A 21129-nucleotide genomic window follows, 5' to 3' on the forward strand; every position below is an offset into this window, starting at 1 on the left:
ACACTGGGCCGTCATCGCATCGGCCTGCGCGGCCGGCTTCCGGCACCCGCGCGGGTCGATGCGAACCCATTATTTCAGCCAGCTTTCGCCGCACTTCGAACCCATGTCACTCGATCCCAACTATCCTCGCGACCTGATCGGCTACGGCCGCCATCCCGTGCAGGCGAACTGGCCCGGGCGCGCCCGCGTCGCCGTGCAATTCGTCCTGAACTACGAGGAGGGCGGCGAGAACTGCGTGCTGCACGGCGATCCGGGCTCCGAGCAGTTCCTGTCCGAAATCGTCGGCGCGGCCGCGTATCCGGACCGCCACATGAGCATGGAGTCGATCTACGAATACGGTTCCCGTGCCGGCGTGTGGCGCATCCTGCGCGAATTCGAAAAGCGTGGGCTGCCGCTGACGGTGTTCGGCGTCGGCATGGCGATCGAGCGTCATCCGGAACTCGCGCGCGCCTTCGTCGAGCTCGGCCATGAAATCGCGTGCCACGGCTGGCGCTGGATCCATTACCAGAGCATGACGCCCGAGCTCGAGGCCGAGCACATGCGCCTCGGGATGGAAGCGATCGAGCGCGTGACGGGCGAGCGTCCGCTCGGCTGGTACACCGGCCGCGACAGCCCGAACACGCATCGTCTCGTCGCGGAATACGGCGGCTTCCTGTACGACTCCGACAACTATGGAGACGACCTGCCGTTCTGGATGGACGTCGAAGTGTCGGGCGGCAGCACGTCGCCGCAGCTGATCGTCCCGTACACGCTCGATACGAACGACATGCGCTTCGCGACGCCGCAGGGCTTCAATACCGGCGACCACTTCTTCGACTACCTGCGCGACGCGTTCGACGTGCTGTACGCGGAGGGCGACGAGGCGCCGAAGATGCTGTCGATCGGCATGCACTGCCGACTGCTGGGCCGTCCGGGACGTTTCCGCGGGCTGCAGCGTTTCCTCGATCACATCGAGCAGCACGATCGCGTATGGGTGACGCGCCGTGTCGATATCGCGCGTCATTGGCGTGAACATCATCCGTATCAGCCCAATCATCGAAACGAAGGGAAAGCATGAAGGCGATGCGTTACACGTTGGAGCAACTGAACACGATGGCGCCGGGCGCATTCGTCGCGGCGCTGTCGGGGATCTTCGAACATTCGCCGTGGGTGGCCGAGGTCGCCGCGGGCGAGCGGCCGTTCGCGAGCATCGACGCGTTGCACGAGACGATGTCGGGTGCGGTGGAGACGGGCGGCGAAGTGCGCCAGCTCGCACTGATCAACGCTCACCCGGAACTGGCCGGCAAGGCCGCCGTGCGCGGCGAGCTGACGGCCGAGTCGACGCGCGAGCAAAGCGGCGCGGGTCTCGACCAGTGCACGCAGGAAGAGTTCGACAAGCTGCTGACGCTGAACCGCACGTATCGCGAGAAGTTCGGTTTCCCGTTCATCCTCGCGGTGCGCGGCTATGACCGGCACGGCATCATCGCGAACTTCGAGTCGCGCGTGAATCATTCGCGCACCGAGGAACTGCGCGCGAGCCTCGACCAGATCTACCGGATCGCACGCTTCCGCCTCGACGACCTGATCGACGCCTGACACCGCACGACGGCCTGCTGCGTCGCAGCGGCCTGATCGCATTACTGAAACAAGGAAACATCATGGCTGTTCCGCTTCTCGATCCCGACGCACCCGACTTCACGCGGCGCTACGTGAACCTCGCCGACCCGCGTCTCGGTGCGCAGGCGCTCGAGGCCAGCGACGACTTCTTCGCGCCCAAGGACCGGATGCTGAACCCCGAGCCGGCGGTATTCATCCCCGGCAAGTACGACGACCACGGCAAATGGATGGACGGCTGGGAGACGCGCCGCAAGCGCACGACGGGCTACGACTGGTGCATCGTCAAGCTCGCGCGGCCGGGCGTGATCAAGGGCTTCGACATCGACACGAGCCACTTCACCGGCAACTTCCCGCCGGCCGCGTCGATCGAGGCCGCGTACGTGGCCGACGGCGCGCCGACGCATGCGACCGAATGGGTCGAGATCGTGCCGTCGACGACGCTGCAGGGCAACAGCCATCACTACGTCGCGGCGAGCGACGCCCGTGCGTTCACGCACCTGCGCGTGAACATCTATCCGGACGGCGGCATCGCGCGCCTGCGCGTGTACGGCCAGCCGCAGCTCGACTGGGCCGGCGCGAGTGCGACCGAGCAGTTCGACCTCGCCGCGATGGAAAACGGCGGCTACGTGGTGGCCGCGAACAACCAGCACTTCGGCGTCGCGTCGAACCTGCTGCTGCCGGGCCGCGGCGTGAACATGGGCGACGGCTGGGAAACCCGCCGCCGCCGCGAACCGGGCAACGACTGGGCGATCATCGCGCTCGCGCAGCCGGGCGTGATCCGCAAGATCGAAGTCGATACCGCGTTCTTCAAGGGCAACTACCCGGACCGCTGCTCGATCCAGGCCGCGTACGTGTCGGGCGGCACCGACAGCTCGCTGATCACGCAGTCGATGTTCTGGCCGGTGCTGCTCGGCGAACAGAAGCTGCAGATGGACAAGCAGCACTATTTCGAACAGGACATCGCATCGCTGGGCCCGGTGACCCACGTGCGCCTGAACATCATTCCGGACGGCGGCGTATCGCGCCTGCGCCTGTGGGGGACGCTCGACAAATGAAGACGCTTGCAATCGAACCGCTGACCAGGGAAGCGTTCGCGCCGTTCGGCGACGTGATCGAAACGGAAGGCGCGAAGCAGATTCCGATCAACCTCGGCACGACGATCCGCTTTCACGATCTCGCCAAGGTCGACGTGACGGACGAAGACGGCCGCACGCTCGTCAACCTGTTCCGCGGCCAGCCGCGCACGCTGCCGTTCGAGGTGAAGATGCTCGAGCGCCATCCGCTCGGCAGCCAGGCGTTCGTGCCGCTGAACGACCAGCCGTATCTCGTCGTCGTCGCACCGGCCGGCGATCTCGATCCGGCGAAGATCCGCGCGTTCGTGACGAGCGGGTGGCAGGGCGTCAACTATGCGAAGGGCGTGTGGCATCACCCGCTGATCGCGCTGGGTGGCGTGAGCGACTTCATCGTCGTCGATCGCGGCGGCGACGGCCTGAACCTGAACGAGCAGGACCTGCAGGAATCGCTGTGGCTCACCGAGGACGCGCTGGACGCGCTGACGGCGGCCTGAGCGGTACTTCGGCAGCTCTGTTCCATTGAAGAAACCCGCGCGACGTGCGCGGGTTTTTTTATGCTCGCCGCGCGCGCATCGCGGCGCGACCGCGCGGCGCGGGAAGTGCGTCTTCACGACTTCACCGACGTGCTGGATGTCGGACAGCACGCGCTCGTGCTCGAACAGCGCGAGATCGAGCGGACCGGCAGGCCCCGCCGACGGCGCGGCCGTGCGGACCAGCGCGTCGAGGACACCGCACGCGTGCTATCGTGCCCGCATCGCCACCGCACGGCGCCCGGTTCCGGGCCCGCACCCACGATGAGCCAACCAGAAACCGACCTCGCGACCCTGTTGAGCACGATGCAGCCGGAACTGCATCGCGGCACGTTCGCATTCGTCGCACTGCCGGCCGATGCGGACATATCGTTATCCGAAACGATCGCGACGTTCAGCGAGGCGGAAGGGATGACGGTCGTGGTCGACGAGGCGACGGCCGCGCGGCGCGGCTGGCCCGTGCTGTTCCGCGCCGCGTGGATCACGCTGACCGTGCATTCGGATCTCGCGGCGGTCGGCCTGACGGCCGCGTTCGCGCGGGCATTGGGCGCGGCCGGCATCAGCTGCAACGTGATGGCCGCCGCGTATCACGATCACATCTTCGTGCCGTTCGACGACGGCTCGCGCGCGCTCGATGCGCTCGTCGCGCTGCAGCGCGATGCGCTGCGCGGCTAGCGCGCGGCGCATTCGGAACAGGCGAAAGAGGTGCTTCGTGGATTCCCGAGGATGTCGCTAACCATCGTCGGTTTGTTCACGCAGGCTTCGGCCAGCCCGCTAGAAACGCGGCCCGAATCCCCGATACGGAGATAACGGCACGATGTTGGTGATCTCAAGCATGCCGGCTGCAACGAGCGGGAGCGATTCCAGTCCTTCTCGTACCTTTACTTCGTCCTCGGCCTCAATAAGCAGGCAAGCGCCAGGCATATCGCCGCGTTGCCAGATTTGACGGATGAACCCCTCGGAATACAGCGTTCTGGCGCGCTGCGCCTCGGCCTCGAGCCGGGATTGAAATGCCAGGTCGGAAAACTGCTCCGTTCTGCGGCGCGATAGTGTCAGGAATTGCATGGCGTTCCCCAGGTAGAGATTCACGCCAGTTTCCTACCGGATATCATCGCGGCATAGGACTGATCCGGTCATGGATCGGACCGAAAAGGGTCGACATGCTAAATCTCCGACAGCTCAATTGCTTTGTTGCCGTAGCCGAATGCGAAAACCTTGCGGAGGCAGCACTGCGTCTCAACATCTCGGCTTCGCCGCTGAGTCGTCATATCCTTGCCCTCGAGGAACGCCTCGGACTGCAGCTCTTCGAGCGGTCCCGTCAGCGCTTGTTCTTGACCGAAGCGGGAAAAGCCTTCCTTGACGAAGCGCGTGCGCTGTTGGCTCATGCGGCACGCGCGGAGAACAGGGCGAGGGCCTTGGGGCGCGGGGAAATCGGGAAAGTCACGGTCGGCTATGTCGAGGCCGCGGTGCACGCCGGCGTACTTGCGGCAGCCATACGCGGGCTCAGAAGGCATTTTCCGAGTATGGAAGTACAGCTTCAATCGCTGCGTTCGGCACAGCAGTTGAGCGCGTTGCGCGACCGCGAGATCGATTTCGGCTTGTTGCATACCCCACCGGATAGCGTGGACAGGCTGGTTTGCGAACCGGTCTGCGAGGACGCTTTGCTGCTGGCGGTCCCGGCATCGGATGCGCTTGCAGCGGCAGACAGCGTGTCGCCGGTACAGCTTGACGGTCGAATTTGGATCACACGGCGTCGCAGTCTCAATCCGCCGGCGCACGAACGATTCCTCGCGGCTTGTCGCGCTGCGGGATTTTCCCCCGACAATCGATTTGAAGCGGACGACGTTCTGACTTTGCTTGACATCGTCGGAGCGGGCCTCGCCGTCGGCTTCGTGCAGGCGAGTGTGCGCCACATCGTTGGGCCTGACGTGGTCTTGAAGCCAATTCCGTGGTTCCCCCAGCGTGTACCGGTCTATCTTGCCCATCGGCATGGCGACAGCCGTCCCGCTATCGAAGTGTTGCGTAAAACGGTTCTCGATACGGCCGGGCCGACCTTGCGACAACGTCAACACATCGTTTGATATTGCGAAAAGAGTGTGAGTCCTGCGACCGCTTGCGGAATGGAGCCGATGTCCGAGCAGACGATCGACGGTACGCGCAAGCGACACGTGATGGCGGAACACCGGCAGTCTGTCGAGCACTCGCCGGAAATTCGCAATGAACCAAAAAAACGGGCCCGTTTCCGGGCCCGCGAACGGAGAGGATTGCGCCGGCAACCGGCAACCGGCAACCGGCAACCGGCAACCGGCAACCGGCAACCGGCAACCGGCAACCGGCAACCGGCAACCGGCAACCGGCGCATGGCGGCTTACTTGGCCGCGCCGCCCTCGAACCAGGCGGCGAGCTTCACGCGCTCGTCGTCGGTCATGTGCGTGACGTTGCCGATCGGCATCGCCTTCAGGCGCACGGCCTGTTCGTAGATACGCTGCGCGTTCTTCGACACTTCGTCCGGCGTGTCGAACATCACGCCGGCGGGCGCGCTGCCCATCAGCGTCGGCTTCGCCGAGTGACACTCGACGCAGCGCTGCTGCAGGATCGGCATGATGTCGTTGATCACGATCTTCGGTGCGTTCGCCGCCTGCGCTTCCGGTGCGACCGGCTTGGGCATCGTCCACACCAGCGCGCCCGACAGCAGCGCGACGCCGCCGATCGGCAGGTACCAGAGCTGCTTGCCGCGGTGACGCATCACGAAGAACTGACGGATCAGCGCGCCGGCCAGCATGATCAGCACGAGCACGACCCAGTTGAACTTGTTCGTGTACGTCATCGCATAGTGGTTCGACAGCATCGCGAACACGACCGGCAGCGTGAAGTACGTGTTGTGCACCGAGCGCTGCTTGCCGCGCTTGCCGTAGATGGGGTTCGGCTCTTCGCCCTTGAGCATCTTGTCGACCATCTTGCGCTGGCCGGGAATGATCACGAAGAACACGTTCGCCGACATGATCGTCGCGAGCATCGCGCCGACGATCAGGTAGGCCGCGCGGCCGGAGAAGATGTGGCACGCGAGGTACGCGGCGACGACGACGTAGAGCCCGACGCAGATGCCCAGCACGCGATCGTTGGTGCCGAGGAGGCGGCACAGCGAGTCGTAGACGATCCAGCCGGCAGCGAGGAAACCGAGCGCGGACGCGACGGCGACCACCGGGCCCATGTCGAGCACGCTCTTGTCGATCAGGTACGTGTTCGGCGCGAGCAGGTACAGCACGAAGAACAGCGAGAAGCCCGACAGCCAGGTCGTGTACGACGGCCATTTCGACCAGTGCAGGTCATCCGGCATTTCCGGCGGAGCGACCGTGTACTTCTGCATGTTGTAGAAACCGCCGCCGTGGACGTGCCACAGTTCGCCGAACACGCCGCGCTTGCGCTGGTTCGCGTCGGTAGGCGGTTTCAGGCTGTTGTCGAGCGCGACGAAATAGAAGGACTCGCCGATCCACGCAATGGCGACGATGACGTGCAGCCATCGCAGCGCGAGGTTCAGCCAGTCGGTGATGAAGCCTTCCATGAAACTCCTCCAGACTCAGATCGTTGTCTTTGATGCGGGCGCCGATACGTGTGTCAGCTGCCGCGATAGGTGCTGTACGACCACGGCGACACGAGCAGCGGCACGTGGTAGTGCGATGCGGTGTCGGCGATGCCGAAGCGCAGCACGACGCGATCGACGAAGCGGGGTTCGGGCACCTTCACGCCGAGCGACGCGAAGTAGTCGCCGGCATGGAACACGAGTTCGTATTCGCCGGCGGCGAGCGCGGCGCCTTCGAGCAGGGGTTCGTCGCAGCGGCCGTCGCTATTGGTCAGCACGGTCTTGATCGCGCGGCGCGATTCGCCGTCCAGCGTGTAGAGGTCCACCTTGATGGCCGCGCCGGGACGACCGTGTGCCGTATCGAGTACGTGGGTAGTGAGCTTTCCCATTCGCAATTGTCCTTGTGTGAATGCGAGGTTCGGCGGCGACTCGATCCATTGACCGTGCGGCGGATCGAGGCTCCACGTCACGTGGCTACATACCCGTCGGCGAGATTGAAGCGAGCGCCGTGCAGGCATTGTAAAAAGGTTCCCCGCGCGAATACGGGCGCGATAGCAAAGATAATGCGCCGCGCATGAACCGCTGTCGACGGTCCGCCGGAAGCGGTCCGCGACCCGGGATTCCGGCGCCCGGCGGGCCCGCGCGCGACGTACCATATCGAAACCGTGAAGCACGGTATTCCGGATCGCGCATTGTGCGCGGCGCGCGCTTGGGCGATGCTCCCGCCGTGCGCGTCGGGCTTCGAGCCCGCGCGTACCCCGAAGACGGCATTCACGCCGGGTAACCGGGCCAGCGCGTTCGAACGGACGCAGGCACCGGGGCGTGCCGCGAATCAGCGTTCGAACGGCTTTGTGACGGTCTCCGGGAGCGGCTCCCGGGGGCAGAACGACGTGGAGAACGCATGAACCTCGAGCAGCACGCCGGCGCACGCGCGCCGCAGCCATCCTCATCCCGCCCGAAAACCCTGCTGGTCAAGCACGCCGACGTGCTCGTGACCATGGACGACACGCGCCGCGAACTGCGCGACGCAGGGCTCTATATCGAAGACAACCGGATCGTCGCGGTCGGCCCGAGCGCCGAGCTGCCCGATACCGCGGACGAAGTGCTCGACCTGCGCGGCCACCTCGTGATCCCGGGGCTCGTGAACACGCACCACCACATGTACCAGAGCCTCACGCGCGCGGTGCCGGCCGCGCAGAACGCCGAGCTGTTCGGCTGGCTCACGAACCTGTATCGAATCTGGGCGCACCTGACGCCCGAGATGATCGAGGTGTCGACGCTGACCGCGATGGCCGAGCTGCTGCAGTCGGGCTGCACGACGTCGAGCGACCATCTGTACATCTATCCGAACGGCAGCCGGCTCGACGACAGCATCGGCGCCGCGCAGCGGATCGGCATGCGCTTTCACGCGAGCCGCGGCGCGATGAGCGTCGGCCAGCGCGATGGCGGGCTGCCGCCCGATTCGGTCGTCGAGCGCGAGCCCGACATCCTGCGGGACGCACAGCGCCTGATCGAGACCTATCACGATGAAGGCCGTTACGCGATGCTGCGGGTGGTCGTCGCGCCGTGCTCGCCGTTCTCGGTGAGCCGCGGCCTGATGCGCGACGCGGCCGTGCTGGCGCGCGACTACGGCGTGTCGCTCCACACGCACCTCGCGGAGAACGTCAACGACATCGCGTACAGCCGCGAGAAGTTCGGGATGACGCCCGCCGAATACGCGGAAGATCTCGGCTGGGTCGGCCACGACGTATGGCATGCGCACTGCGTGCAGCTCGACGATGCCGGCATCGGCCTGTTCGCGCGCACCGGCACCGGCGTCGCGCACTGTCCGTGTTCGAACATGCGGCTCGCGTCGGGCATCGCGCCGGTGAAGAAGATGCGTCTCGCGGGCGTGCCGGTCGGGCTCGGCGTCGACGGTTCCGCGTCGAACGACGGCGCGCAGATGGTGGCGGAAGTGCGGCAGGCGCTGTTGCTGCAGCGGGTCGGCTTCGGGCCCGATGCGATGACCGCGCGCGAGGCGCTCGAGATCGCGACGCTGGGCGGCGCGAAGGTGCTGAACCGCGACGACATCGGCGCGCTGAAGCCCGGCATGGCCGCGGACTTCGCCGCGTTCGACCTGCGCCAGCCGCTGTTCGCGGGTGCGCTGCACGATCCGGTCGCGGCGCTCGTGTTCTGCGCGCCGTCGCAGACGGCGTACACGGTGGTGAACGGGAAGGTGGTGGTGCGGGAAGGGCGGCTCGCGACGCTCGACCTGCCGCCGGTCATCGAGCGCCACAACGCGCTGGCGCGGGCACTCGTGGAGGCGTCGCGCTGACGCGTCGGTGTGAGGGGCGCGCCGCGGATCGGGCGCGCGGTGGCGGCCGTGGCCGCGCCACGCCTCACACCGGGCCACACCGCAACGGTATGGCCGGCGTGCGCGTCCTGCGCGATTACGGTTCGATCAGCGTGCGGGTCGCTTCGGCGACGAGGCCGCGCAGCCAGCGCACTTCGTCGGAGTAGTGGCAGCGTTCGTGCCACAGCTGGTAGTACTGCATCGGCGGGAAGTCGAGCGGCGCCGGCACGACCGACAGCGGCAGGAACTTCGCGTAGTGATCGGCGAACAGGCGCGTCGTCGTGAAGATCAGGTCGGACTTCACCAGCACGTACGGTGCGAGGTTGAAGTACGGCAGCGTGACGACCACGTGACGCTTGAGCCGCTCGCGCGCGAGATGCACGTCGATGGCGCCGCGCTGGCCGACCGAGTACGGCGTCGGCGCGAGATGCGGCGCGTTCAGGTACTGGTCGAGCGTGAGCCCGCCGCGCTTCGCGAACGGGTGCGTGTTGCTCATCAGGCAGACGATTTCGTCGACGAACAGGTTCGACAGGTGCAGTTGCTCGGGCGGCTCGGGCCAGTTGCCGACGACGATGTCGAGCTTGCCGTCTTCCAGCGCGAGCTCGTAGTCGAATGCGGGCCCGAGCGAGTGGAACTCGAGCGTCGCGTTCGGCGCCGCCAGGCGGAAGCGTTCGACGACGGTCGGCACGAACAGCACGTTCAGGTAGTCGGGGCAGCCGATCCGGTAGCAGCGGATCGACGTGGCCGGGTCGAAATTGTGCTGCTGGAACTTGATGCGCTCGATTTCACGCAGTGCGTTTTGCACCGGCTCGAGCAGGCGCAGCCCGTATTCGGTCGGGACCATGCCGGACTTGCCGCGCACGAGCAGCGGATCGCCCGTGATGTCGCGCAGGCGCCGCAGCGCGGCGCTGATCGCCGGTTGCGACTGGTTCAGTTTGACGGCCGCGCGCGTGACGCTGCGCTCCATCAACAAGGTGTGCAAGACGCGCAAGAGGTACGTGTCGATCGCCTCGCGTTGCTGACTCATGATATCTCCGGTTTATATGTCTGGGCTGATCGAGTGGGCGGGGGGATATATGGTTTTTAATATGAACCAAAGCCAGCGTCAAGAGATGGATACCCGCAGACGCCCGCCGGCCGGGCCTCGACAAGGGGTCCGGACGGGGTGGAAGGCAGGCGTGCGCGGCGCCGCGCGGATGCGCATTGCACGCATCCGGCGATCAGGGCGCCGCGTGTGACGCGCGCGGCGCGTCAGTCGTCGATGCGCATGCCGACTTTCAGCGTGACCTGCCAGTGGATCACCTGATCGCCCTCGATGTGGCCGCGCGTTTCGGTCACCTGGAACCAGTGCAGGTTGTGCAGCGTCTTGCCGGCTTTCGAGATTGCGTTGCGGATGGCGTCGTCGCACGATTGCCGCGACGAACCGGTCAGTTCGATCAGCTTGTAGACGTGGTCGCTCATGATGCGCTCCCTGGGATGTCGGTGTGTGCGGCCGGCGCAAGCGGCGGGCCCGAAGCGGCGCCGCGCGTGTCCGGCTTCTTGAGTGATAGGTATGATGGGCGGCAAGTGCAACCCCAATTGGAGACGAGGAAGATCGTGGAAGTCGGATTTTGCGGACCGGGATTGATGGGCGCGCCGATGATTCGGCATTTGCTGGCGGCGGGCCATCGGGTCAGCGTATGGAACCGCACGCGCGCCAAGGCCGAGGCGCTTGAACCGGACGGTGCGCAGGTGGTCGACACGCCGCGTGAACTGGCCGAGCGCGTCGACACGGTGTTCGTGTGCGTGCTCGACGGCCGTGCGGTCGGCGACGTCGCGTTCGGCGAGCACGGGCTCTTTGCCGGCGATGCGAACGCACGCCGCCTGAAGCGCATCGTCGATCATTCGAGCATTCCGCCTGCCGCGACGCGCGACTACGCGGCGCGCGCGGCCGCGCTCGGCGTCGCCTGGATCGATGCGCCGGTGTCGGGCGGCGTGCCCGGCGCGCAGGCCGGCACGCTCGCGGTGATGGCGGGCGGCGGCGCGGCCGACCTCGATACGGTGCGACCGCTGATCGATACCTACGCGTCGCGCATCACGCACATGGGCGACGCAGGCGCGGGCCAGACCGCGAAGCTGTGCAACCAGGCGATCGTCACCGCGACGGTGACCGCGATCGCGGAAGCCGTCGGCCTGGCGCAGGCGAGCGGCATCGACGCCGCGCGTCTGGCCGACGCGCTGGCCGGCGGGTGGGCCGATTCGGTGCTGCTGCAGACCTTCGTGCCGCGCATGACGTCAGGCGGTCACGCGCCGATCGGCGCGCTCGCCACGTTCCAGAAGGACGTCGATGCGATCGCCGACGCCGCGCGCGACACGGGCGCGGTGATGCCCGTAGCGGCCACGGTGCAGCAGGTGCTGCGGCTGGGCGCCGCGCAGGGGCTCGCCGGTGCCGATTTCGCCGCGTTCATCGACATCGTCCGGCCCGGCAACGGGCGCGGGACGGCGCAGTGATCGCGCAGCGACGGTGAAGCGGGAAGCCTGAATGGCCGATGGGCCGCCCGGAGGCGGCCCATCGTGTCGGTGTCGGTTCAGCCGAGGGAGCGCGGTGTCGTGTCGCCGGCGTTCTGGCGTCCGAGCCCGCCGCGCAGGCTCGCCTTCGTGCCTGCACCAAATTCGGGCAGGATGCGCGCACGGGCGCGGCTCGCGAACACGAGGAAGCCGAAGCCGTTCGCCTCGTACCAGTACCCGCCGTTCTCCAGACCGTCGAGCGGCTGCTCGAGTGCGTTGGCGATCGATTCGATGCAGCGCTTGCGCAGTTCGGCGATGGCCGGATAGGGCGGCTGGGCGCCGCGCACGCTGCACAGGAGCACGTCGAGGCCGGGCAGCACATGCGCATAGAGGACGGGTTCGTCCTGCGCACGGGCGCGGGCAATCTTGGTGTCGAGCTGGGCAAACGGTTTCGAGTGGCGCAATACCGCGAGGAAGGACTCCTGGCCGTCCTGTTGCGCACGTCGACGTTTTTTCGGGAAGGACATAAACACTCGCCTCAAAAACAATTGCAAGAAATGCGGCACTTTCATGCGACCCACTCCCGGCTATGTACGCCGCATGTCGATCCTTTATAGCACACGAAAATGTTGCACTCGTGCCGGTGCGACGATCAATGTCTCCCGTCGACCCGCATGCCACGATGATCGACACAGCCAGCGTCTTGGCGCCCGTACTGTCGTTTAGTCTCCATCATAGACCTGCTTTTCCCGCGCGTGCATTCGCGCGTCACAAAAAAGTGAGATAAGCCGCGCGCGGCGGTGCGCGTCGCGTGCCCATGAAAAAGGCCCGCACTTGGCGGGCCCGGCTGATGCTGCTTGACGTGGTGCTCAGCGGCGGTGCTCAGCGTTGCTTGAGCGAATCGCGAATCTCGCGCAGCAGCACGGTGTCTTCCGGCGTCGCGGCCGGCGCGGCTTCTTCCGGCTTGCGCAGCTTGTTGATGAATTTCACCATCAGGAAGATGATGAACGCGAGGATCACGAAGTTGATCGCCACGGTGATGAACGAGCCGTAGCCGAATGCGGCGACGCCCGCGGCCTGCAGGTCCTTGAACGAATCGGGATTACCCTTGAACGACGGGGGGATGGTGCCGAGCAGAACGAACTTGTTCGAGAAATCCAGACCGCCCGTCAGCACGCCGATGACCGGCATGATGAGGTCTTTCACGACCGAGTCGACGATCTTCGAGAATGCGCCGCCGATGATCACGCCGACGGCGAGATCCATCACGTTGCCTTTGACGGCGAACTCCTTGAATTCCTTGATTATGCTCATGAGCGGCTTTCTCCTGGTTGGGCGAGGGGAGGCGTGCCGCGACGCGCAGGGCTGCGAAGCGTCTGTTGGGACGGATGAGATCGGAGGCACGCCGATGGCCGCATGATAGCGAACGTGCCCCATTGCCGGTAGCCCATCTTGAAATGATTAACAAATCACGGGGCCGGTGCGAGCGGGAATGAAAGGAAGCGCGGTGTCGGGGGCGGGCGCGGCGCGATGCGTCGACGCCCGCGTGTGCCATGCTCAGGTGTTGTCGTCGGTCCAGCCGTCGTCGTTGCTGCCGAGATCGACGCCGCCGCCGCCATTGCCGTCGCTCCAGTTCGAATTGTCGCCGCGGCCCAGGTCGAAGCCCGGATCGTTGTGCTCCTGGCGTCGCCGCTGGTCGTCGACGATCACGTCGCGTTCGACCACGCGTTCGCGGCCGCCGGACATCGCTTCGCCGAGCAGCACGCCGGTCAGCAGCCCGCCCATTCCGCTGCCGAAACCACCGCCTTGCTGGACCACGACGGGCGGCTGCTGTTGCGGATACGGTTGCTGCGGGTACGGCTGTTGCGGGTACGGTTGCTGCTGATACGGCTGGCCTTGCACGCCGGTCACGCGATCGGCTTCCTGCGCATACACGGAGCCGCTGCCGTTCGCCGGCGCCGCGGGTTGCGCGCTCGGATCGGGGCGGCCTTCGACACGCGCCTTCACGCTCGCATGCCGCTGTTCGAGTTCGTCGATGCGATACGGCGGCACCGGGTTCTTGCCGTTCGACAGCGATTCGACGAGCGTGCGTGCATCGGTCTCGATGCCTTCGAGTTCGCCGGTGAGCGCGGCGGCGCCCGGCGCCGTCGACAGCTTCGCGTCGAGTTTCAGCGGACGGATGTCGTTCAGCACGTCGGTCGCGCGTTTCAACTGCGTGCGGCGTTCGTCGTCGGCGCGGCTGTCGTCGGCCGAGCGTGCGCGCCCCAAGGTCCAGCGCAGCACGAGCGCGATGATCGCGACGATCAGCCCGAGGCCGATCCACATGCCGGTCGATGGACCGTGTTTCGCAACCGGCGCCGCCGGGGCGAGCGACGACTGCAGCGAACCGGCCTGCGTGGCCGACGGTGCATTGCCGCTCACGCGCGCGGCGTCGGCGCGAATGCGCGATTCGGTCTGCGCGAAATGCGACGCGTCGGTAAAGCGCAGTTGCGGATCGAGCGACTTCGCCTGCTGCAGTTGCGCGAGCGCGTCGGACGCGCGGCCTTCGCGGTCCAGCACCTGTGCGTACAGGTAGCGTGCATGCGCGTTGTTCGGATGGGCGTCGATGACTTGCGACAGCTGCGTGTCGGCGCGCTGCCAGTCACGTTGTGCGATCGATTGCTCGACTTGCTGCAGCGACGGGACCGCAAATGCGGCGGACGACAGCAGCATCAGCGAGAGGCCGAGTGCGGCGAGAGATTTCTTCATGGTCGAACCGGGCGCGGGCGCCCGTCTCCTGACGATCGGTGCGCGCCGCGGGCCCGGCGGGCCGCGGCGCGGTTGCCGTTACTGCGCGGGCGTGTCGAGCTGCTTCTTCAGCGCGGCGAGGCGGTCCTCGACCGACGGGCCCTTGTTCAGCGCGGCGAGCTTGTCCTCGAGCGCCTTGCCGCTCGACGTGTCGGCCGAATTCAGGCGGGCGTCCGAGCGCGCGTTCTGCAGCGCGACCTTGTCCTCGAGCTTCTGGAAGTCTTCGGACAGGTTCTTGCCGCCGATGCCGCCCAGCGCGCTCGCCGCGACGTCCTTCGCCTGCGCGATTTCCTGCTTCGCCTGCAGGATGTTCGAGCGTGCGTTCAGGTCGTTGCGGCGCTGACGCATGTCGGCGATCTGCCCCTTCAGCTTGTCGACCGACGGCTCGAGCGTCGTCAGCTCGGCCGCGAGCGCATCGCGCTCGGCTTCCGCGTTCGACTGCGCGGCGAGCGCCTCGCGTGCGAGCGCTTCGTCGCCGGCCTGCAGCGCGCGCTTCGCGCCGTCCTCGTACTTCTTCACCTTGTCGTCGGCCGCATCGCGCTTGCTGCGCTGGGTCGCGACTTGTGCCTCGATCTCGATCAGCGAATTCTCGGCACGGCCGATGCTGTCGTCGAGCTCCCGCACGATCTGCCGTGCGTCGCGCGACGGATCCTGTACCGAGTCGGCCGCATCGTTCAGCAGGCCTTTGATCGTGCGCGAAACAGAGTCGAAAAGCGACATGAAATCCTCCGTGGTTGAAAGGTGCCGCGTGAGCGCGGCAGTGCCCGTCGCGAATCGGATCCGACCCGCGCGAGCCGGCGGATATTACACCGCCGGCCCCTTAAATACGGCTTAAGCGCCGGAGTTCAAGCGGCGCACGCGTGCGGCGTTCAAACCTTTCGTGGTTGAAAGAAACGCCGCGGCACGCGCGGGGCTGCGTGTCCATCATAGGCGGAGCATGCCGCCAATACGTTCCGCAATTCACGGCCGTGCGGGAATTTTTACAAAAAATCGCGAAGTCAATCGGTCGATTTCATTAAAATGCGCTGTCACGTCGCGGGAACGGATCGCCGCGCGGCGGGGTCTGTCGACGTGACAGTTGCCACGATGCACCCACTCTGATTCATCCGCTTGCATTTCCGCATGCGTCCGAGGGCGCCACGCCGCCCGCCATTCCGACATGCCAATTATCAAACGACCGTCTTCTCCTTCCGACCGGAACGAACCTCACTACACGTTGCGCCGTTCGCCGTCGGGGGCCTATTACCCCGATGACGACGACCGCGGCGACGACCGTCGCGCGCAGCGCAGTGCAGGCGGCGGTCGCCGCTCGTTCGGCTCGCGCGTCGCGCTGTGGTTCGTCGGCCTGTTCGCGACGCTCGCGATCGTCGGTGCGCTGATCGTCGGCTACGCACTCGTCGTGATGGCACCGCAACTGCCGTCGCTCGATGCGCTGACCAACTACCAGCCGAAGGTGCCGCTGCGCGTGTTCACCGCCGATCACGTGCTGATCGGCGAGTTCGGCGAGGAGCGCCGCAGCCTCGTGCGCTTCCAGGAGATTCCCGACGTGATGAAGAAGGCGGTGCTCGCGATCGAGGACTACCGCTTCTACGAACACGGCGGCGTCGACTTCCTCGGCATCCTGCGCGCGGGCGTGGCCGACCTGATGCACGGTGGCGCGCGCCAGGGCGCGAGCACGATCACGATGCAGGTCGCGCGCAACTTCTTCCTGTCGAGCGAAAAGACCTACACGCGCAAGATCTACGAGATGCTGCTCGCGTACAAGATCGAGAAGGCGCTGACGAAGGACCAGATCCTCGAGCTGTACATGAACCAGATCTACCTGGGCCAGCGCTCGTACGGTTTCGCGGCCGCCGCGCGCGTGTATTTCGGCAAGGACCTGAAGGACATCACGCTCGCGGAAGCGGCGATGCTCGCGGGGCTGCCGAAGGCGCCGTCCGCGTACAACCCGGTCGTCAATCCGAAGCGCGCGAAGGTACGTCAGGAGTACATCCTGAAGCGCATGCTCGAGATCGGCTACATCACGCAGCCGCAGTACGACCTGGCGGTGAAGGAAGAGATCCGCGTGCGCACGCCGGGCAACCAGTACGCGGTGCACGGTGAATACGTCGCCGAGATGGTGCGGCAGATGATGTACCAGCAGTACAAGGACGAAACCTATACGCGCGGGCTGACCGTCACGACGACGATCAACTCGGCCGACCAGGAAGCCGCGTACCAGGCCGTGCGCCGCGGCATTCTCGATTACGAGCGCCGCCACGGCTATCGCGGGCCGGAAGGCGCGATCAACCTGCCGGCGGCCGGCGACGATCGCGACGAGGCGATCGACGACGCGCTCGCCGATCACCCGGACAACGGCGACCTGCAGTCGGCGGTGGTGCTGGCGGCGTCGCCGAATGCGGTCGAGGTGCAGTTCGTCGGCGGTGCGACGACGACGATCGGCCCGGCCGGGCTGCGCTTCGTGTCGGCCGCGCTGAGCCCGCGCGCGAATGCGACGCTGCGCATCAAGCCGGGCTCGATCGTGCGTGTGCTGAAGGACGGCAAGACGGGCTGGCAGGTCGTGCAGCTGCCGCAGGTCGAAGGTGCGCTCGTCGCGATCGCGCCGCAGGACGGTGCGATCCGCTCGCTCGTCGGCGGCTTCGACTTCAACAAGAGCAAGTTCAACCACGTGACGCAGGCGTGGCGCCAGCCGGGCTCGTCGTTCAAGCCGTTCATCTATTCGGCGTCGCTCGACAAGGGGCTCGGGCCGGCGACGATCATCAACGATGCGCCGTTGTACTTCCCGCCAAGCGTGCCGGGCGGCACCGCGTGGGAGCCGAAGGACGACGACCAGCCTGACGGCCCGATGTCGATGCGTACCGGCCTGCAGCGTTCGAAGAACCTCGTGTCGATCCGGATCCTCGCGTCGATCGGCACGCAATACGCGCAGCAGTACGTGACGCAGCGCTTCGGCTTCGATCCGGCGAAGACGCCGCCGTACCTGCCGATGGCGCTCGGCGCCGGCCTCGTGACGCCGCTGCAGCTCGCGACCGGCTATGCGGTGTTCGCGAACGGCGGCTACAAGGTCGATCCGTACCTGATCGCCGAAGTCGACGACGCGCGCGGCCAGCCGCTGCAGAAGTCGCAGCCGGTGGTCGCCGGCGGCACCGCGCCGCGCACGATCGAAGGCCGCAATGCCTACGTGATGAACAGCCTGCTGCACACGGTCGCGACGGCCGGCACGGGCGCGGGCACCAACGCGCTCGGCCGCGGCGACCTGCAGGGCAAGACGGGTACGACGAACGATGCGAAGGACGGCTGGTTCGCCGGCTACCAGCAGTCGCTCGTCGCGGTCGCGTGGATGGGCTTCGACCAGCCGAAGAGCCTCGGCAGCCGCGAATTCGGCGCGCAGCTCGCGCTGCCGATCTGGGTGAACTACATGCGTACCGCGCTGAACGGCGTGCCCGAGCAGCAGATGCCGATGCCGGACGGCCTGACCTCGACGGACGGCGAGCTGTACTACGCCGATCGCACGCCGGGCAACGGCTTCGTCGCGAGCGTGGACATCAACCCGGCCGCGAACGCGATCAGCGCGAACGACGCGCTCGGCTCGGCGGGCTCGGAAGGGCTCGCTCCACCGCCCGTCACGCAGCAGGAGAAGCAGCGGATCATGGACATGTTCGAGAACAAGTAAGCGGTACGCGGATGTGTCGCATGCGACGGGCGCCTTCGGGCGCCCGTTTTTTTGCGTGTCGTCCGTGCGTCGGCCGGGGGCGGACGAATCAGAACGACGCGCAGGCCGGCACGAGCGTGATGCCGACCGCCTCCTGCCGGAAGCGCTCGCGGTACGACTGCCGGATCGCGGCGAGTCGTGCGCGGGTGTCGGCGGTATCGTCGGCGACGATACGGACCACGAAACTCGCTTCGCGGACGATCCGGCCGGTGGCGCGGTCGCGCCATTGGCCGTGGGTGTCCCAGATCGTGAAGCCGTCCGGAAAGCGCGGCGTGACGACGTCGGCGAGGAAGGCCGCGCGCTCCGCATCGGTGACGGGGGCGCGTCCTGCGATATCGCGCCCGAACAGCAGGTCGGCCTGCAGCATCCGGTGCGCGTCCGGCTGCAGGCAGGCAACGGTAGCGTCGACGCCGGGCGAGGGCGGTGCCGCGCAACCGGCGAGCAGCGCGATGGCCGCAGCGCCGGCCACGTGCCGCGTGCGCCGCCGCCACGTCGCGGGACGCGCGTTCGGCGGCGGCATCTGCCTATTTCGCGTCCGGCACGCTTCGCGTGCGTAAAACGCTGCGCGCTCAACCACTTGCGTGCTTGTCCGGCGGGTTATCAACAGGGCTGTCAACATAAACTGGGGATAACCCTGAGTACCGTGCGCGGGTTCAGTGCTGTCGTTTCGCGTGCGCGAGATGCATGCCGAGCGTCGCGGGGTCGGTGTTCGTACCCGACAGCAGCACGCCGACCCGCTTGCCCTGCAGCGTTTCGCGCAGCGGGCCGAGCAGCGCCGCGAGCGGCGCCGCGCACGCCGGTTCGACCGACAGCTTCAGGTGCGAGAACAGGAACAGCATCGCCGCGCGCAGCGCGTCGTCGGACACCGTGACGATGCGGTCGATGTGGCGGCGGCACAGCTGGTAGCTGTATTCCTCGGTGTGCGGCGCCATCAGCGAGTCGGCGATGGTCTGCATCGCGCTCATCTTGATCGTGTGATTCGCCGCGAAGCTGCGGCTCATCGCATCGGCGCCCTCCGGTTCGACGCCGTACACGTGCACGCGCGGATTCGCGAGCCGCAGCGCGGTCGCCATGCCGGCCGCGAGCCCGCCGCCGCCGATCGGCACGATCACCGCGTCGAGATCGGGTGTCTGCGTCGCCCATTCGTAGCCGAGCGTCGCGGTGCCGAGAATCGTGTGATAGCCGTTGAACGGATGGATGAAGAAGCGGCCTTCCTCGGCCTCGATCCGCCGCACGAGGTCGAACGCCTGCGACGCGCTGCCGGCGAGCACCACTTCCGCGCGGTACTGCTTGCACTGCGCGATGCGCGTCGGGCTCGCGGTATGGAACATCACGACCTTCGCGCTGCTGCCGAGCCGCATCGCCGCGTACGCGACGGCCGCCGCATGATTGCCGGCCGACACACACGTGACGCCGGCGTTCTTGCGCGCTTCGTCGAGGGCCAGCAGGTGTGTGAACGCACCGCGCGCCTTGAAGCTGCCGCTCGCCTGCAGCAGCTCGAACTTGAAGTTGACGTGCGTGCCCTCGAGGGACGGCAGGTCGGCGCGCTCGAACACGGGCGTGCGCGCGACCCACGGCGACAACGCGAAATGCTGCGCGGCGATTTCGTCGAGCGTCGGAATCGGCTCGCCGTCGATCGTCGTATGGGCCGTGCGCTGTTGTTCAGTCGACATGACGTGGCAGGTGGCGGGGGTGGGCCGGCCCGCACACGCAGGCCGGCGTGGCGGGGGCAGTCAGTGTGCGTCGACCGACATGCTGCGGATGAACTTGCGCAGGAACTGCTCGCAGGCGGCGAGCTGCGCAAGCTCGACATACTCGTTCGGCTTGTGTGCCTGCTCGATGTTGCCGGGCCCGCAGACGATGCTCGGGATGCCCGCGCGTTCGAACAGGCCGGCTTCGGTGCCGTATGCGACCTTGCGCTTGTCCTGGTCGGCCGTCAGCGCGCGCACGAGCTGCGTGATCGCGGCCTGTTCGGTCGCGTCGAGCCCGGGCGCCGCGGCGATCTTCGAGAACTCGATTGCCGCGTTCGGATGCTCGCGACGCATCTGCGGCAGCAGCGTTTCCTGCGCATACGCTTCGATGCGCGTGAAGATCTGCTCGGGATCGAGCGTCGGCAGGTTGCGGAATTCGAAGTCGAACCGGCATTCGGCCGGCACGGTGTTGATCGCGTTGCCGCCCTGGATCGTGCTCGTCTGCGCGGTCGTGAACGGTACGTCGTACAACTCGTCGAACGGCCCTTCGGCACGGAAGCGGTCGGCGATGTCGCGGATGTGGCAGATGAGGCGCGCCGCGTATTCGATCGCGTTCAGGCCCTTCGGCGTCAGCGACGAGTGCGCCGCGTGGCCGCGCACGCAGCAGCGGTATGCGTTGATGCCCTTGTGCGCGATGATCGGCCGCATGCTGGTCGGCTCGCCGACGATGCAGCCGGACGGCTTCACGCCGCGCTTGACGAGATCCGCGATCAAGAGCGGTGCGCCCGCGCAGCCGATTTCCTCGTCGTAGGACAGCGCGAAATGAATCGGCTTCGCGAGCTTCGTCGCCTGCATCTCGGGCAACAGCGCGAGCGCCGTGCCGATGAAACCCTTCATGTCGCACGTGCCGCGGCCGTACAGGCGGCCGTCGCGCAGCTCGGGCGCGAACGGGTTGCTGTCCCATTGCTGGCCGTCGACGGGCACGACGTCGGTGTGCCCCGACAGCACGATGCCGCCGTCGGTCGAGCCGTCGTGCGCGGGCACGGTCGCGAACAGGTTGGCCCAGCCTTCGCGCGGATCGTGCGTGAGCGTCGACGCGATGCCCTTCGCGGCCAGCGCGTCGCGCACCGTTTCGATCAGGCCGAGGTTCGGCACGCGGCTCGTCGTGTCCATCGACACCAGTTGCTTGATCCAGGGCAGGCTGACGAGCGAAGCGTCGCCTTGGTCAGCGGCGGACGGCGCCGGCGCGTCGAGAGTGGACATGGCAAAACTCCGTCTGAGGAATGGGAAAATCATACTCAAAAACGCGCCGGCCCGCCTGCGCCGGCCGCGATGCGGTGC

Annotated in this window: 21 protein-coding genes; 9 read left to right on the top strand and 12 right to left on the bottom strand. The window is 66.7% G+C overall.

Annotated features, from left to right (window positions below; all coding sequences use genetic code 11):
• Positions 1–103: 103 nt before the first annotated feature.
• The 5 genes from puuE (at position 104) to U5771_RS08710 (ending at position 3874) form a co-directional block, all read left to right on the top strand.
• Positions 104–1057 carry an allantoinase PuuE gene (gene puuE / locus U5771_RS08685; RefSeq protein WP_322023583.1) on the top strand — a complete coding sequence of 318 codons (954 nt, stop codon included), beginning with the start codon at positions 104–106 and terminating at the stop codon, positions 1055–1057.
• A complete protein-coding gene (gene uraD / locus U5771_RS08690) occupies positions 1054–1575 on the top strand; it encodes a 2-oxo-4-hydroxy-4-carboxy-5-ureidoimidazoline decarboxylase (RefSeq protein ID WP_322023584.1) in 522 nt (173 codons plus the stop codon). Before puuE ends, uraD begins: the two co-directional genes overlap by 4 nt.
• A gap of 62 nt (positions 1576–1637) precedes the next feature.
• Positions 1638–2651: an allantoicase gene (gene alc / locus U5771_RS08695; protein ID WP_322023585.1), complete on the top strand. Its 1014-nt coding sequence runs from the start codon at positions 1638–1640 to the stop codon at positions 2649–2651.
• Positions 2648–3163, top strand: coding sequence for an ureidoglycolate lyase (locus U5771_RS08700; protein WP_322023586.1), 516 nt, complete (start codon positions 2648–2650; stop codon positions 3161–3163). Before alc ends, U5771_RS08700 begins: the two co-directional genes overlap by 4 nt.
• A 300-nt stretch (positions 3164–3463) precedes the next feature.
• Positions 3464–3874: an ACT domain-containing protein gene (locus U5771_RS08710; protein WP_322023587.1), complete on the top strand. Its 411-nt coding sequence runs from the start codon at positions 3464–3466 to the stop codon at positions 3872–3874.
• Between the two features lie 99 nt (positions 3875–3973).
• Here the strand turns inward: U5771_RS08710 and U5771_RS08715 are convergent, their stop codons facing one another.
• On the bottom strand, positions 3974–4288 hold the full coding sequence (locus U5771_RS08715; RefSeq protein WP_322023588.1) for a muconolactone Delta-isomerase family protein: 315 nt from the start codon (positions 4286–4288) through the stop codon (positions 3974–3976).
• 71 nt (positions 4289–4359) lie between these two features.
• On the opposite strand from U5771_RS08715, the gene U5771_RS08720 reads away from it, so the two are divergent.
• A complete protein-coding gene (locus U5771_RS08720; protein WP_322023589.1) occupies positions 4360–5280 on the top strand; it encodes a LysR family transcriptional regulator in 921 nt (306 codons plus the stop codon).
• Positions 5281–5567: 287 nt separating this feature from the next.
• Here U5771_RS08720 and U5771_RS08725 read toward each other — a convergent pair whose 3' ends face one another.
• Both U5771_RS08725 and uraH read right to left on the bottom strand, forming a co-directional pair.
• A complete protein-coding gene (locus tag U5771_RS08725) occupies positions 5568–6761 on the bottom strand; it encodes a urate hydroxylase PuuD (RefSeq protein WP_322023590.1) in 1194 nt (397 codons plus the stop codon).
• Between the two features lie 53 nt (positions 6762–6814).
• A complete protein-coding gene (uraH, locus tag U5771_RS08730; RefSeq protein WP_192387568.1) occupies positions 6815–7168 on the bottom strand; it encodes a hydroxyisourate hydrolase in 354 nt (117 codons plus the stop codon).
• A gap of 512 nt (positions 7169–7680) precedes the next feature.
• Between uraH and U5771_RS08735 the strand changes: the two genes are divergently transcribed.
• Positions 7681–9093 (top strand): 8-oxoguanine deaminase, encoded by a 1413-nt coding sequence (locus tag U5771_RS08735; RefSeq protein ID WP_322023591.1) that lies wholly within the window; start codon positions 7681–7683, stop codon positions 9091–9093.
• Positions 9094–9208: 115 nt separating this feature from the next.
• Here the strand turns inward: U5771_RS08735 and U5771_RS08740 are convergent, their stop codons facing one another.
• Both U5771_RS08740 and U5771_RS08745 read right to left on the bottom strand, forming a co-directional pair.
• Positions 9209–10138 carry a LysR substrate-binding domain-containing protein gene (locus U5771_RS08740; RefSeq protein ID WP_034188792.1) on the bottom strand — a complete coding sequence of 310 codons (930 nt, stop codon included), beginning with the start codon at positions 10136–10138 and terminating at the stop codon, positions 9209–9211.
• A 224-nt stretch (positions 10139–10362) separates the two neighbouring features.
• Complete coding sequence (locus U5771_RS08745) at positions 10363–10572, bottom strand: dodecin (RefSeq protein WP_006755984.1); 210 nt, start codon at positions 10570–10572, stop codon at positions 10363–10365.
• A gap of 135 nt (positions 10573–10707) precedes the next feature.
• Here U5771_RS08745 and U5771_RS08750 point away from each other — a divergent pair, with 135 nt between their 5' ends.
• The gene (locus tag U5771_RS08750) at positions 10708–11601 is read left to right on the top strand and encodes an NAD(P)-dependent oxidoreductase (protein ID WP_322023592.1); all 894 of its coding nucleotides are present in this window, start codon (positions 10708–10710) and stop codon (positions 11599–11601) included.
• A gap of 77 nt (positions 11602–11678) precedes the next feature.
• Here U5771_RS08750 and U5771_RS08755 read toward each other — a convergent pair whose 3' ends face one another.
• From U5771_RS08755 to U5771_RS08770, 4 genes are all read right to left on the bottom strand, one after another.
• A complete protein-coding gene (locus U5771_RS08755) occupies positions 11679–12125 on the bottom strand; it encodes a hypothetical protein (RefSeq protein WP_027784713.1) in 447 nt (148 codons plus the stop codon).
• Between the two features lie 355 nt (positions 12126–12480).
• Positions 12481–12912: a large conductance mechanosensitive channel protein MscL gene (mscL, locus tag U5771_RS08760; protein ID WP_034207569.1), complete on the bottom strand. Its 432-nt coding sequence runs from the start codon at positions 12910–12912 to the stop codon at positions 12481–12483.
• A 243-nt stretch (positions 12913–13155) separates the two neighbouring features.
• Positions 13156–14346, bottom strand: a complete 1191-nt coding sequence (locus U5771_RS08765; RefSeq protein ID WP_322023593.1) for a tetratricopeptide repeat protein — start codon at positions 14344–14346, stop codon at positions 13156–13158.
• A 78-nt stretch (positions 14347–14424) separates the two neighbouring features.
• Positions 14425–15105 (bottom strand): PspA/IM30 family protein, encoded by a 681-nt coding sequence (locus U5771_RS08770; RefSeq protein ID WP_322023594.1) that lies wholly within the window; start codon positions 15103–15105, stop codon positions 14425–14427.
• Between the two features lie 439 nt (positions 15106–15544).
• On the opposite strand from U5771_RS08770, the gene U5771_RS08775 reads away from it, so the two are divergent.
• On the top strand, positions 15545–18058 hold the full coding sequence (locus tag U5771_RS08775) for a penicillin-binding protein 1A (protein WP_322023595.1): 2514 nt from the start codon (positions 15545–15547) through the stop codon (positions 18056–18058).
• 88 nt (positions 18059–18146) lie between these two features.
• Here the strand turns inward: U5771_RS08775 and U5771_RS08780 are convergent, their stop codons facing one another.
• The 3 genes from U5771_RS08780 to argE all read right to left on the bottom strand — a co-directional run bounded on the left by U5771_RS08780 (position 18147) and on the right by argE (position 21051).
• Complete coding sequence (locus U5771_RS08780; RefSeq protein WP_322023649.1) at positions 18147–18617, bottom strand: DUF3574 domain-containing protein; 471 nt, start codon at positions 18615–18617, stop codon at positions 18147–18149.
• A 133-nt stretch (positions 18618–18750) separates the two neighbouring features.
• Positions 18751–19770, bottom strand: a complete 1020-nt coding sequence (locus U5771_RS08785; protein WP_322023596.1) for a threonine/serine dehydratase — start codon at positions 19768–19770, stop codon at positions 18751–18753.
• Between the two features lie 60 nt (positions 19771–19830).
• The gene (gene argE, locus U5771_RS08790; RefSeq protein WP_322023597.1) at positions 19831–21051 is read right to left on the bottom strand and encodes an acetylornithine deacetylase; all 1221 of its coding nucleotides are present in this window, start codon (positions 21049–21051) and stop codon (positions 19831–19833) included.
• Positions 21052–21129 lie beyond the last annotated feature (78 nt).

It is taken from the genome of Burkholderia sp. BCC1977 (assembly GCF_905339595.1).
GTDB lineage: Bacteria > Pseudomonadota > Gammaproteobacteria > Burkholderiales > Burkholderiaceae > Burkholderia.